Source organism: Streptomyces africanus (assembly GCF_002150735.1).
GTDB classification, from domain to species: Bacteria; Actinomycetota; Actinomycetes; order Streptomycetales; family Streptomycetaceae; genus Streptomyces; species Streptomyces africanus.
Map to the genome: position 1 here is coordinate 326 of NZ_MUKA01000310.1, position 13,410 is coordinate 13,735.

The following is a 13,410-nucleotide window of genomic DNA, read 5'->3' on the forward strand; positions in this document are numbered from 1 at the left end:
TCGACCCGGCCGGGTCGAAGGCGCACACCGCCCGCGGCATCCGCACGTCCGGGTCGAGCCACAGCTCGCTCATCGTCTCGTCGGCGATCAGCACGGTCCCCGCGGACCGGGCCGCGTCGACCAGCCGCCTGCGCTGGTCCTCGTCGGCGAGCGCACCCGTCGGGTTGTGGAAGTCGGCGACGACGTAGGCGATCCGGGGCGCGGCGTCCCGCAGGACCTGGCGCCAGCGGTCCATGTCCCAGCCCGTGAGCCCCTCGGCCATCGCGACCGGCACGAGCCGGGCCCCGGCCTCCCGCATCAGCTGAAGAATGTTGGCGTACGAGGGCGACTCGACGGCCACGCGCTCGCCCCGCCCGGCGAACAGATGGCAGATCGCGTCGATCGCGCCCATCGCCCCGGTCGTCACCATGATCTGCTCGGGCATCGTCGGGATCCCGCGCGCGGTGTAGCGCTCGGCGATCATCGACCGCAGCGCGGGCAGCCCGGCGGGATAGTCGCCGTGCGTGTGCGCGTACGGCGGCAGTTCCTCCAGCGCGCCCTGCACGGCCCGGGTGAGCCACGGCTCCGGGGCCGGAAGCGCCGCACAGCCCAGGTCGATCATCGAGCCGAGGGCCTCCGGCGGCAGGGGTTCCAGCCCGCGCGCGGGCAGCGGGTTCCCGGCCGGTACGGCGGTCCAGCTGCCCGCCCCGCGCCGGGACTCCAGGAACCCCTCGCTGCGCAGCGCCTCGTAGGCGGCGGCGACCGTCGTACGGCTGACGGACAGGGAGAGGGCGAGTTCCCGCTCGGCGGGCAGCCGGGCGGCCACCGGGACCCGCCCTTCGAGCACCAGCAGCCGGATGCCGTCGGCGAGCGCGCGATAGGCGGGCGGCCGGCGCGTGCCGGGCCCGGCCGGGCGGTCCTGCTGGGAGTTGAGCAGCCGCGCGAGCTGAGCCGCACCCACGGCCGAGGTCCACTGCGCCATGAGAATCAGTCCACCTTCCCCGGATTGGCCATGGATGACCTCTCCATCCAAGCCACAGGGTGTCATGCATCAGTCCACTACCACCAGGGGGGCACTTCATGTCCACGCAGCGGCGGCTCGCCCGGCGTCTGACGCAGCTCTACGTCGGTCTCGCTCTGTACGGCGCGAGTTCGGCGCTGCTCGTCAGGTCGGGCCTCGGACTGGAGCCGTGGAACGTCCTGCACCAGGGCCTCGCCGAGCGGACCGGTCTGTCCATCGGCGTCGTGCTGACCCTCGTGGGCGCCGCGGTGCTGCTCGCGTGGATCCCGCTGCGCCAGCGGCCGGGCCTGGGCACGATCTCCAACGTGCTGGTCATCGGCATGGCGATGGACGCGACGCTGGCCCTGGTGCCCGACGCGCACGGCTGGGTGCCCCGCGTGAGCCTGCTGGCGGCGGGGATCGTCCTGAACGGCGCGGCGACCGGCCTGTACATCGCGGCCCGCTTCGGCCCGGGCCCGCGCGACGGTCTGATGACGGGGCTCCACCAGCTCACGGGCGTCTCGATCCGCCTGGTACGCACGGGCATCGAGCTCACGGTCGTGGCCACCGGCTTCGCGCTGGGCGGCACCGTCGGGGTCGGCACCCTCCTGTACGCGGTGGCGATCGGCCCGCTCGCCCAGCTGTTCCTGCGCGTGTTCGCCGTCCCCGCGGCATCCGGCGGCAGCACGGTCGTTGCCACCGGTCGACCCCGAGGAGCGATACTGCGTCCGTGACCCCGCGGATACGCCATCCCTACCTCGACCATCCCGGCCCGATCGCCTTCGCCCACCGGGGCGGGGCCGCGGACGGCCTGGAGAACACCGTGCGGCAGTTCCGGTGCGCCGTCGAGGCGGGATACCGGTACATCGAGACCGATGTCCACGCCACCCGGGACGACGCAGTCGTCGCCTTCCACGACGCGACCCTGGACCGGGTGACGGACGGCGCGGGCCGGATCGCCGACCTGGCCTGGCAGGAGGTGCGCCACGCGCGCGTGGCGGGCGAGGAGCCGGTGCCGCTCTTCGAGGAGCTCCTGGAGACCTTCCCCGACGTCCGCTGGAACGTCGACGTCAAGGCGGAGGCCGCCCTGCTGCCCTTCCTCGACCTGGTCGGCCGGACGAAATCCTGGGACCGGGTCTGCCTCGGCTCCTTCTCCGAGGCCCGCGTGGTGCGCGCCCAGCGGCTGGCCGGCCCGCGCCTGGCCACCTCGTACGGCACCCGGGGGGTGCTCAACCTGCGGCTGCGCTCCTGGGGGCTGCCGGCCGCGGTGCGCCGCTCGGCGGTCGCCGCCCAGGTGCCCGAGATCCAGTCCGGCATCCAGGTCGTGGACCACCGCTTCCTCCGCGCCGCCCACGCGCGCGGGCTCCAGGTGCACGTGTGGACCGTCAACGACCCGGAGAGCATGCACCGACTTCTGGACCTCGGCGTGGATGGCATCATGACCGATCACATCGACACGTTGCGCAAGGTCATGGAGGACCGCGGCGTCTGGGTCTGAGACCCCCGGCCGGTCGCCCCTGCGCGTTCACGGGGAGGCGAGGGCACGGGTGGGCACCGACACCGCGCGTCCGGAGGCGGCCGACGGGGCTGCCGGACTGCGGCGCGAGCAGCGCGGCTGGTACTTCTACGACTGGGCCTGCTCCGTCTACTCGACGAGCGTGCTCACCGTGTTCCTGGGCCCCTACCTGACGTCGGTCGCCGAGTCCGCGGCCGATGCCGACGGGTACGTGCACCCCCTCGGGATCCCGGTGCGGGCCGGGTCCTTCTTCGCGTACTCGGTGTCCCTGTCGGTGATCGTGGCCGTGCTGGTGATGCCCCTGGTGGGCGCCGCCGCCGACCGCACCGGCCGCAAGAAGCCCCTCCTCGCCACCGCCGCCTACCTGGGGGCCACGGCCACGACGGCGATGTTCTTCCTGGACGGCGACCGCTATCTGCTCGGCGGGGCGCTGCTGATCGTCGCGAACGCCGCGCAGTCCGTGGCGATGATGCTCTACAACTCCTACCTGCCGCAGATCGCCCCGCCCGAGCAGCGGGACGCGGTCTCCTCCCGGGGCTGGGCCTTCGGCTACGCGGCGGGCTCGCTGGTCCTCGTCGTCAACCTGGCCCTCTACACCGGGCACGACAGCTTCGGTGTCTCCGAGAGCACGGCGGTCCGGATCTGCCTGGCGTCGGCCGGCCTGTGGTGGGGCGCGTTCACCCTCATCCCGCTGACCCGGCTCCGCGATCGCAGGTCCGCCGCCCGGGAGGCGGCCCTTCCCGGGTTCCGGCAGCTCGCGGCGACCGTCCGCGACATGCGCCGCCACCCGCTGACCCTCGCCTTCCTGCTCGCCTACCTCGTCTACAACGACGGCATCCAGACGGTGATCTCCCAGGCCTCGGTCTACGGCTCCGAGGAACTCGGCCTCGGTCAGTCCACCCTGATCGGCGCCGTGCTGCTGGTGCAGGTGCTGGCGGTGGTGGGAGCGCTGACGATGGGCCGGCTGGCCCGGACCTACGGCGCCAAGCGCACGATCCTCGGCTCCCTGGTGGCGTGGACGGTGACGCTCGCGGCCGGGTTCTTCCTGCCGGCCGGGGCACCGGCGTGGTTCTTCGCCCTGGCCGCCGGCATCGGCCTGGTCCTCGGCGGCAGTCAGGCCCTGTCCCGGTCCCTGTTCTCCCATCTCGTCCCGCCCGGCAAGGAGGCCGAATACTTCTCCGCGTACGAGATGAGCGACCGCGGAATGAGCTGGCTCGGGCCGCTGCTGTTCGGACTCACCTACCAGCTGACCGGGAGTTACCGGGACGCGATCATCTCGCTGGTGGGCTTCTTCGTCATCGGGTTCGCCCTGCTCGCGCGGGTTCCGGTGGGGCGTGCGATCGAGGAAGCGGGGAACCCGGTTCCTGACAGGATTTAGCGCTCGGCGCGAAAGGGCTGTAGTGTACGCGTTTGGCCTGCCAGGCGTACCGTTACTGCGCGTCAAAGATGCCGAAACGCTGGGTTACATCTGCTAGCAGATGTGACAAACCGGGCGCTGGTGGGTACAACAAGGGCGGCTACGACGGCGACGCATGACCCGGAACGGGACTCGGAACGGGAATCTTTACCGCCGACCGGACGTTGACCGGATGACGACGACAGCGACACCTGTCCTGTGGGCGACAAGCCCGGGAGGCACGATTCATGAGTGAGCGAGCTCTTCGCGGCACGCGCCTCGTGGTGACCAGCTACGAGACGGACCGCGGCATCGACCTGGCCCCGCGCCAGGCCGTGGAGTACGCATGCGAGAAGGGGCACCGGTTTGAGATGCCCTTCTCGGTCGAGGCGGAGATCCCGCCGGAGTGGGAGTGCAAGGTCTGCGGGGCCCAGGCACTCCTCGTGGACGGCGATGGCCCTGAAGAGAAGAAGGCCAAGCCCGCGCGTACGCATTGGGACATGCTGATGGAGCGGCGCACCCGTGAGGAACTCGAAGAGGTCCTCGAGGAGCGCCTGGCGGTTCTGCGCTCCGGGGCGATGAACATCGCGGTTCATCCCCGAGACAGCCGCAAGTCGGCGTAAGTCCCTCCGGGGTCTGGCCGAAGTTACAGCGCGTCAAGGACCGCGGGCGCCGTACGTGAAGTACGGCGCCCGCGGTTTTTGTCATGCGTTCTCACAGATGGTGCGTCGTGCGTTTCCCGCGGATCAGTGCGTCAGCGGCGGCCGCGGTTCCTGCGCTGCGTCGCCCCGGTCGTCGTCCCTGATGACCTCGCCCTGGACGACCTTGCCGTCGGGGCGGTGCATACGGGCCTGCTGGAAGGCGCCGCCCAGGGTGCCCGGGTCGGCCTCGCGGAGCTTGCGCTCGAAGGTGCGCTCCGCCGTGCGGCTCACGGCCTTCTGGACCGGGGGCAGCAACAGGAGCAGACCCACCGCGTCCGACACGAGGCCGGGGATCATCAGCAGCAGTCCGCCCAGCATCATCAGGCCGTTGCCCTCGCTGTTCGGCCGGGCCTCGGCGGGCATCACGCCGCTCTGCTGCTGTTGCAGCGTCTCGGAGAGGTTGCGGAAGGCCCGCCGGCCCGCCCGCTTGATGACGACCGAGCCGAGGACGAAGCCCGCCACCAGGACGAGGAACACCACCAGTCCGCTCGACGCCCCCGCGACCACGATGAGCAGCCAGATCTCCAGGACGAGCCACGCGGCGAGCCCCAGCGGCAGGAACGTACGCAGCCGGGAGCGCCGGGGCCGGGCGGGATTACCGGGGGTCTGAGCGCCAGTCGTCATGTCTCCAGTGTGCCTGGGCCCGGCTCAGCGCGGGATAAGGCCCCGATCAGGGATTTCTGTGAGTGCCGGGCGAGAGGAGAGCGAGGCGTACCCGCTACGGCCTCGACGGCTTGCCGCCGCGCCCCGTGACCTTGCCGACCCGCTCCCCCACACCCCACGCCGTGACCCGCCACAGCGCCTCGACGAGGATGTCGCGGCTCATCTTGGAGTCGCCGTGTTCCCGCTCGACGAAGGTGATGGGCACCTCCACGACGTGGTAGCCGGCCTTGACCGCGCGGCGGGCGAGGTCGACCTGGAAGCAGTAGCCCTGGGAGGCGACCTCGTCGAGGCCGAGGCCCTCCAGGGTCTCCCGGCGGAAGGCGCGGTAGCCGCCGGTGATGTCGCGCAGCGGCAGGTCGAGCGCCAGCCGGGAGTAGAGGCTGCCGCCCCGGGAGATCACCTCGCGGGACTTCGGCCAGTTCACCACCCGGCCGCCGGGCACCCAGCGTGAGCCGAGCACCAGGTCGGCGCTCTTCAGGGCGGTGAGCAGACGGGGCAGTTCCTCCGGCTGGTGGGAGCCGTCGGCGTCCATCTCGACCAGCACGCCGTAGTCGTGCTCCAGACCCCAGCGGAAGCCCGCGAGGTAGGCGGCGCCCAGGCCCTCCTTGCCCTTGCGGTGCAGCACGTGGACGTGGTCGTCGTCGACGGTCAGCTCGTCGGCCAGCTTGCCCGTGCCGTCCGGGCTGTTGTCGTCGGCCACGAGTACATGCGCCTCGGGGACGGCCTCGCGCACCCGGCCGACGATGCTCTTGATGTTCTCCGCCTCGTTGTAGGTCGGGATGATCACCAAGGCCGTGCCGAGCGGGCCGAACTTCCTCCCCTGGGCTCCTGCCGCGAGGGTTCCGTCGCCGTCGTTCACTGATGCCCCTTCATGTCCGTACGCAGGGGTCCACCATAGTGCGCCCGGCCTGCGATGACGTGACAGGACGTTCGAATCGTGGTCTCGAATCCGCAAGACGCGGGTAAGAGCGCGCCTCCGGGTGCGAGCGTACGGCGGATGGGGGCCCGGCGCCCTTCGGGCCGACCTGGGATCCGCCGGCTGCGGATCGACCGAAAGCCGTTGTCTACTGAGCGCCCGGGCCCCACCCGGGGTCACACCTCCCCGACCGGCCGGAACGTTCCCTCGGCGCCGCGCCGGCCTGAGCCTGGCTCCCAGTGGCGGTGCCCCGGTGCGGCACACCGTCCCTGACCCGGCGGCGCTGCGGCGAGTGGGCGGACGTGCCTTGGTCGGGCGTCCGGTGGTGGACTCGGCCGAACCTACCGGCCCCCTGCGGCCGCCTGTCAACAGCCATTTGACCTGCGCATCGTTCGGTAAAGCCCTGGTCAGCGCAGAGGATGCGCAGGTCGCGCGCCAGGGGCGCGGCGCACGATCGCGTGCGCGCCACCCCCGTAGATCACTCGCCCGGCCGTACGAACACCGTGTGCCCGCCCACCACGGTGCGCAGGCAGACGGGCAGGTCGCCGCCCGGGGTCAGGTCGGGCAGTCCCGGGGTGCCCGAGCGGGGATCGGTCGACCAGCGGGCGACCCGGTCGTCCGGGGCCTGGACCACGAGTTCGCCGGTGCGCCACACCGCGTAGTCGGCGGGCGCGCCCGGCGCCAGGACGCCCGCGTCGTCCCGTCCGACGGCCCGCCAGCCGCCGCGCGTGTGCGCCGTGAACGCGGCGCGCACGGAGACGCGGTGCTCCGGCGTGCGGTGGAAGGCGGCGGCGCGCACCGTGCCCCAGGGGTCGAGGGGCGTGACCGGGCTGTCGGAGCCGAAGGCGAGCGGCACACCGGCGCGCAGCAGCGCCGCGAACGGGTTCAGCGTACGGGCCCGCTCGGCCCCCAGCCGCCGCGCGTACATGCCGTCCGCGCCGCCCCACAGGGCGTCGAAGGCGGGCTGGACGGAGGCGGTGAGACCGAGCTCGGCGAAGGCCGCGACGGTCTCGGGCGTGAGCATCTCGGCGTGCTCGATCCGGTGGCGGGCGGCCCGGACGCGGGCGAGACCGAGCTTCTCGGCAGCGGCCCGCACGCCCTCGACCACGCAGTCCACCGCGGCGTCGCCGATGGCGTGGAAGCCGGCCTGGAGGCCCGCCTCGGTACAGGCCACGACGTGGGCGGCGACGGCGGCGGTGTCCAGGTAGGCCCGGCCGGTGTGGTCGGCGTCGGCGTACGGCTCGTGCACGCAGGCCGTGTGCGAGCCGATGGAGCCGTCGGCGAACAGGTCGCCCGCGGCGCCGGCCGCGCCCAGTTCCCGCGCCTTGGGGACGTCCTCCTCGGCCCAGTAGCCGACGACGCGCGGGCCGGGCTCCTCGGCGGCGAGCCGCAGCAGACCGGTGAAGTCGTCCTCGGAGGAGATCTCCGGGCCGCCGCACTCGTGGATCGTGCCGATGCCGAGCGAGACGGCGTGCGCGAGGGCGGCGCGCTGGGCGTCGGCGCGCTGCCGAGGCGTCACGGCCGCGAACGCGGCGGCGCGGACGGCGTGGTGGGCATCGGCGGTGAGCGGTCCGTCCGCGCGCGGGACGTCCGGGACCAGGTCGAGCAGGGCCGTGGTGACGACCGCCGAGTGGACGTCGATCCTGCTGAGGTAGAGCGGCCGGTGTCCGGTGGCCTCGTCGAGTTCGGCACGCGTCGGGGGACGTCCGTCGGGCCAGCGGGCGGTGTCCCAGCCGTGTCCGAGCAGCACGCGGTCGTGCGGCCGGGCGGCGGCGAAGTCCCGTACGAGGGCCAGTGCGGCCTCCAGGGAGGGGGCGGCCGACAGGTCGAGGCCCGTGAGCGCGAGGCCGGTGGCGGTGGTGTGCACATGGGCGTCCGTGAACGCCGGGGTGACCAGCGCCCCGTCCAGGTCGATCACTTCGTCGACCCCGTCCGCGAAGGCGTCGGCGGCTCCCTCCGAACCGACCCAGGCGACCTGTCCCCGCTCCACGACCATCGCGGTCGCGAACGGATCGGCGGGGCTGTGAACCTCTCCGCGACGGAGCAGGACGGTCTTCGGCGGGGCACTGGACTCACTCATGAGGACCAGTCTCGCGCCTCACTCCGACCGCTACGAACCGGGGTGACCCGCAACAGCCGAACAGGGAGGCCCGGCGGTCAGATCCGCGGCGGACGTGCCTCGTACGGCGTGGACAGCACCACCGTCGTCCGTGTGGACACGCCGGCCAACGACCGCACCCGTGCGAGCAGTTCCTCCAGTTCGTGCGGCGTGGCGACCCGCACCTTGAGGATGTAGTTCTCGTCGCCCGCGACGCTGTGGCACGCCTCGATCTCGGGCACGTCCGCGAGGCGGTCGGCGATGTCGTCGGGCGCGCTGGGGTCGAAGGGCTTGACCGAGATGAACGCGGTCATGGGCAGACCGACGGCCTCCGGGTCGACGACCGCGGCGTAGCCGCGGATGACGCCACGCTGTTCCAGCCGGCGCACCCGCTGGTGCACGGCCGACGTGGACAGGCCCGTGGCCTTGCCCAGGTCGGTGTAGCTCATCCGCCCGTCCTTGACGAGCAGCTGCACGATCTGTCGGTCCAGCTCCTCCATGGCGCAAGAACCTACAGTGCGGTTGATCTCCTCCGATACCTGAGCGGCCCGGGGCATGCCCGGTTCGTGAGCCCGCCGGCGGGCGACGGTCAGCCGTCCGGGGGGACAAACCGGCCGCAGCGGGCACCTGCGTGCGGCATGTGACGAACGCCACAGAGCTCGAACAGTCTCCGTAATGTTCTCGTGATTACCGCCGAGGGCGGACGGGAAGTGCTTGCTGTGGTCGAGGCCGCAGTGCCTGATACGGCCCAGCCCGAGGGGGAGAACCCAATGCAGAGTCTTAAGCGCCCAGGTCGCACCGCACCCAAGCGGCAGCAGCTCGTCGTCGAGCCCGAGCCGGAGGGCGTCGAACCCGACACCTTCGACGACGAACTCGACGCCTACGACACGTTCGAGATGTACCGGGTCGTATGCCCGGACTGCGCGCAGCCAATCGCCCTCCTGGCGGACGAGGAGGTCCTGCCGGAGCACGCACTGTGCGCCTCGCCGTGGAACCCGTTCGGACTCACGGTCTGTGCCGGAACCGGCCGCAGGGCCACGGACGCCCGCCCCGCGGACGAGTCCGTCGACCCTCAGGAGCAGGACACCGCCCTGCTGTTGACGCTCCCTCAGGGACTCGACTGGCGGACCCAGCCCTTCTCGCACGTCGGCGGGCCGGGCTCACGCCCCATCAGGGTCCCCGTCATGCGCCGCCAAGCGGCCTGAGCGCGGGCCCTCTTCGCCCGCTCGCTCCATTCCAGTGACTGCCCCGCACCACGGCTCGCAGTCTGCCGTGGTGCGGGATCAGTGCGTTCAGATGCGTTGAACTCCCCTGAACGCACGCGCGATTGCGCCCCGGAGTGACCTGTCCGGCCCCTTCCGCGTTGCCCTGGTATGACCCCCATCTCCTCAGCGACCGGGCGTCAACGCCTCCTGTTCGTCCCGCCGCCCGCAGAATCGGTTCGGCCTACCGCGCCGCGCTATCAGGACCCGCCGATCTACCGTGACCTGATGCGGGCCTGGTCCGAGCGCGGCCGCACTCTTCCGGGCCGGCACGACCCGGAGTGGATGCGGCTCGCGGCGCCCTGGCGGGGCCTGGACCAGTTCAGCGTCCCCCTGGACCCACGAGATGGCGGGCGATGACCATCCGCTGGATCTGATTGGTGCCCTCGACGATCTGGAGCACCTTCGCCTCGCGCATGTAGCGCTCCGCCGGGAAGTCCGCGGTGTAGCCGTAGCCGCCGAGGATCTGCACGGCGTCGACGGTGACCCGCATCGCCGTGTCGGTGCAGTGCAGCTTGGCCATGGCCGCCTGCGCGGCGAACGGCCGGCCCGCGTCCCGCAGTCGCGCCGCCGCCAGGTAGAGCGCCCGGCCCGCCTCGATCTGCGTCGCCATGTCGGCGAGCATGAAGCGCAGCCCCTGGAAGTCTGCGATCGGCTTGCCGAACTGGCGCCTCTCGGTCGCGTACGCCAGCGCCTCGTCGAGCGCCGCCTGCGCCACGCCGATCGCGCACGCCGCGATGCCGAGCCGCCCCGAGTCGAGCGCGGACAGGGCGATCGCAAGGCCCTGCCCCTCCTCGCCGATACGCCGGTCATCGGTGACCCGTACGCCGTCGAAGTGGACCTGGGCGGTGGGCGAGCCCTTCAGGCCCATCTTCTTCTCGGGCGGTGCGGCGCTCAGCCCCGGCGCGTCGCCGGGCACGAGGAACGCGGTGATCCCGCGCGGGCCCTCCTCGCCGGTGCGCGCCATGACCGTGTAGAAGTCGGCGATCCCGCCGTGCGTGATCCAGGCCTTGGTGCCGGTGATGACCCAGGCGTCGCCGTCACGCACCGCCCTGGTGCGCAGGGCGGCCGCGTCCGAGCCGGAGTGCGGCTCGGAGAGGCAGTAGGCGCCGAGCATGCCACCGCCGAGCATCGCGGGCAGGTGCTCGACCTGCTGCTCCTTGGTGCCGTAGGCGGCGAGCGCGTAGGTGGCCAGGGAGTGCACGCTGACGCCGAGACCGACCGTGAGGCGGGCCGCGGCGAGCTCTTCCAGGACCTGGAGGTAGACCTCGTAGGGCTGGTCGCCGCCGCCGTACTCGGAGTCGTACGGCAGGCCGAGCAGGCCGGAGCGCGAGAGCAGGGTGAACAGCTCGCGCGGGAAGCGGCCGGCGTCCTCCTCTTCGGCCGCCTTCGGGACGATCTCCTGCTGCGCGATGTCGCGGACGAGCGAGATCAGGTCCCGGGCCTCCTCCGTGGGCAGTTGCCGGTCCACCGGCTGCGGGGCGCGGTCGGGCATGGCGACGCTCTCCTCCCTGTCGGGCACTGGCGGACGGGCCCGTGGGTGGGGGCGGCGCCGCCGGGTCGTTCTGGTGCCTGGCCGATGCTTGCAGTCCCGGGTCTCGGAAGCTGCTGACCAGCGGCTCTGCGCTGTGAGTATGCCCGATCGGAGGCATCCCGTCACCAGTTAACGACCGCTTACTTCAAGAAATACCCGAGTGCCCCGGGGGAAGCGAAATTGGTCCGCACCATTGACCGGACTGGTCTAGTCCTCCTACTGTTTCGCTCCACCGATTTACCGCGTTCATGCCAATCGGCACGCGTCCCCTCCCCCACGAGGAGTCATCGGATGCACACCCCCCACCGCTCCCGTTTCCGGGCCATCGTGTCCGCGGCCTGCTGCGCCGTCCTCGGCGCCGGTCTGCTGGCCGGCGCGGGGGCCACCGCCACCGCGGCGACCTCGGCTCAGGAGGCCGCCGCCGGCACGAAGGCCGCTCCCGGCTCCAGGGCCGCCGGCTCCAAGGTCGTCGGGTACTTCACCGAATGGGGCACCTACGACCGCAAGTACTACGTCAGGAACATCGAGACGTCGGGCTCGGCGGCCCGGCTCACGCACATCAACTACGCCTTCGGCAACGTCACCGGCGGCAGGTGCGCGATGGGCGACGCGTACGCCGCCACCGACCGGGCCTACACCGCCGCCGAATCCGTCGACGGCAAGGCCGACACCTGGGACCAGCCCCTGCGCGGCACCTTCAACCAGTTGCGCGAGCTGAAGCGGAAGCACCCCGGCCTCAAGGTCCTGTGGTCCTTCGGCGGCTGGACCTGGTCGGGCGGCTTCGGCGAGGCCGCGAAGAACCCGGCCGCCTTCGCGCGCTCCTGCTACGACCTGGTCGAGAACTCCAAGTGGGCGGACGTCTTCGACGGCATCGACATCGACTGGGAGTACCCGAACGCCTGCGGCGCCACCTGCGACACCAGCGGCAAGGCGGCCTTCAGGAACCTGATGCAGGCACTGCGCGCCACGTTCGGCTCGAAGAACCTCGTCACCGCGGCGATCACCGCCGACGCCACCCCGGGCGGCAAGATCGACGCGGCGGACTACGCGGGCGCCGCCCCGTACGTCGACTGGTACAACCCGATGACGTACGACTACTTCGGCGCCTGGGACACCGCCGGCCCGACGGCCCCGCACTCCCCGCTGACCTCGTACGCCGGCATCCCCAAGGCGGACTTCCACAGCTCGGCGACCATCGCGAAGCTCAAGGGCCTCGGCATCCCCGCCTCGAAGCTGCTGCTCGGCATCGGCTTCTACGGCCGCGGCTGGACCGGCGTCACCCGGTCGGCGCCCGGCGGCACCGCGACCGGCCCGGCGGCGGGCACGTACGAGCAGGGCATCGACGACTACAAGGTGCTCAGGACCAAGTGCCCGGCGACGGGGACGGTGGCCGGCACGGCGTACGCCAAGTGCGGGAACGACTGGTGGAGCTACGACACTCCGGCCACCATCGCGACCAAGATGACCTACAAGGACCAGCAGGGCCTGGGCGGCACGTTCTTCTGGGAGCTGAGCGGCGACACGGCGAACGGCGAGCTGATCAAGGCCATCAAGTAGGCCTGGCGACAGGGGCGGAGGGACCGTGACGGATCCCTCCGCCCTCTCTCATGCGTCCTGGCGGACGGCCTGCGGGACCGGGTAGGCGGGGTCGAGGTCCTCGATCGCGCGCAGGGCGCCGCCGAGCCCCTTCACCAGCAGCTCGCACATGGTCTCGCGGGGCAGTTCGGGGCGGTCGATCCATTCGAGGGTGGTGCCCTCGACACCGCACACCCAGGCCAGCAGGCCCATGCGCGCCAGCGGGGTGATGTCGGCGCGGCCGTACGCCCCCTCGGCGATGGTGGCGACGATGGCCTCGCGCACGCCGTCACGGATGGCGTGCACCTCGGTGTCGAAACCGACACCGCCGCTGACGATGGTGCGGTACGCGGCCTGATTGTGCTCGGCGTAGCGCAGATAGCGGTCGATGGTGCGCTGGACGCGGTCGACCGGGGGCAGTTCGTGTCCGCTCGCCGCCAGGGTGACCAGGTCGGTGACCGAGTCCTGGATGATGGCCAGGTAATAGCCGCGCTTGGACTGGAAGTAGTAGTAGATCAGCCCCTTGGCGACGTGCGCCTGCCGGGCGATGTCGTCCATCGACAGGGCGTCGTAGGACGTGTCGGCGAACAACCTCCGCCCGATGGCGATGAGTTCGGCACGGCGCGCCAGCGAGCGCTCGGTGCCGCGGGCTCTGGGACGCGCGGCAGGCTGCGGACTGATATTCAATTTCGACCCTGGTTCCAACGGGCGGCGGCGGGACATCCGCAGTATGGCAGGCCGCGGAGCAGGGTCGTGGGTCAGGTCACAGC

The 13,410-nt window shown here is 71.8% G+C and carries 12 protein-coding genes and 1 pseudogene; 6 read left to right on the top strand and 7 right to left on the bottom strand.

The annotated features are described in order from the left end of the window. Positions 1-961: pseudogene (locus CCL05_RS32750) on the bottom strand (SCO1417 family PLP biosynthesis transcription factor); the annotation flags it as partial. A 98-nt stretch (positions 962-1,059) separates the two neighbouring features. Here CCL05_RS32750 and yczE point away from each other — a divergent pair. From yczE to CCL05_RS32770, 4 genes are all read left to right on the top strand, one after another. Continuing rightward, the gene (gene yczE / locus CCL05_RS32755) at positions 1,060-1,713 is read left to right on the top strand and encodes a membrane protein YczE (protein WP_086564303.1); all 654 of its coding nucleotides are present in this window, start codon (positions 1,060-1,062) and stop codon (positions 1,711-1,713) included. Then, positions 1,710-2,477, top strand: a complete 768-nt coding sequence (locus CCL05_RS32760; protein WP_086564304.1) for a glycerophosphodiester phosphodiesterase family protein — start codon at positions 1,710-1,712, stop codon at positions 2,475-2,477. The genes yczE and CCL05_RS32760 overlap by 4 nt, the downstream gene beginning before the upstream one ends. Before the next feature lie 49 nt (positions 2,478-2,526). Further along, positions 2,527-3,873, top strand: coding sequence for an MFS transporter (locus CCL05_RS32765; protein ID WP_107400543.1), 1,347 nt, complete (start codon positions 2,527-2,529; stop codon positions 3,871-3,873). A 266-nt stretch (positions 3,874-4,139) separates the two neighbouring features. Continuing rightward, positions 4,140-4,514: an RNA polymerase-binding protein RbpA gene (locus tag CCL05_RS32770; RefSeq protein WP_003977404.1), complete on the top strand. Its 375-nt coding sequence runs from the start codon at positions 4,140-4,142 to the stop codon at positions 4,512-4,514. Positions 4,515-4,637: 123 nt separating this feature from the next. Here the strand turns inward: CCL05_RS32770 and fxsA are convergent, their stop codons facing one another. The 4 genes from fxsA to CCL05_RS32790 form a co-directional block, all read right to left on the bottom strand. After that, entirely contained in the window at positions 4,638-5,216 is a 579-nt protein-coding gene (gene fxsA, locus CCL05_RS32775; RefSeq protein WP_086564305.1) for an FxsA family membrane protein, read from the bottom strand. 94 nt (positions 5,217-5,310) lie between these two features. Next, on the bottom strand, positions 5,311-6,114 hold the full coding sequence (locus tag CCL05_RS32780) for a polyprenol monophosphomannose synthase (protein ID WP_086564306.1): 804 nt from the start codon (positions 6,112-6,114) through the stop codon (positions 5,311-5,313). Between the two features lie 535 nt (positions 6,115-6,649). Then, positions 6,650-8,251, bottom strand: coding sequence for an amidohydrolase (locus tag CCL05_RS32785; RefSeq protein WP_086564307.1), 1,602 nt, complete (start codon positions 8,249-8,251; stop codon positions 6,650-6,652). Positions 8,252-8,328: 77 nt separating this feature from the next. Continuing rightward, positions 8,329-8,769: an Lrp/AsnC family transcriptional regulator gene (locus CCL05_RS32790; protein WP_010046337.1), complete on the bottom strand. Its 441-nt coding sequence runs from the start codon at positions 8,767-8,769 to the stop codon at positions 8,329-8,331. Between the two features lie 270 nt (positions 8,770-9,039). Here CCL05_RS32790 and CCL05_RS32795 point away from each other — a divergent pair, with 270 nt between their 5' ends. Then, complete coding sequence (locus CCL05_RS32795) at positions 9,040-9,474, top strand: hypothetical protein (RefSeq protein WP_086564322.1); 435 nt, start codon at positions 9,040-9,042, stop codon at positions 9,472-9,474. A gap of 379 nt (positions 9,475-9,853) precedes the next feature. Here the strand turns inward: CCL05_RS32795 and CCL05_RS32805 are convergent, their stop codons facing one another. Beyond that, entirely contained in the window at positions 9,854-11,026 is a 1,173-nt protein-coding gene (locus CCL05_RS32805; RefSeq protein ID WP_086564309.1) for an acyl-CoA dehydrogenase family protein, read from the bottom strand. A 330-nt stretch (positions 11,027-11,356) separates the two neighbouring features. On the opposite strand from CCL05_RS32805, the gene CCL05_RS32810 reads away from it, so the two are divergent. Further along, the gene (locus CCL05_RS32810) at positions 11,357-12,622 is read left to right on the top strand and encodes a glycoside hydrolase family 18 protein (protein ID WP_086564310.1); all 1,266 of its coding nucleotides are present in this window, start codon (positions 11,357-11,359) and stop codon (positions 12,620-12,622) included. 48 nt (positions 12,623-12,670) lie between these two features. Here CCL05_RS32810 and CCL05_RS32815 read toward each other — a convergent pair whose 3' ends face one another. Beyond that, entirely contained in the window at positions 12,671-13,327 is a 657-nt protein-coding gene (locus tag CCL05_RS32815) for a TetR/AcrR family transcriptional regulator (protein WP_086564311.1), read from the bottom strand. Positions 13,328-13,410 lie beyond the last annotated feature (83 nt).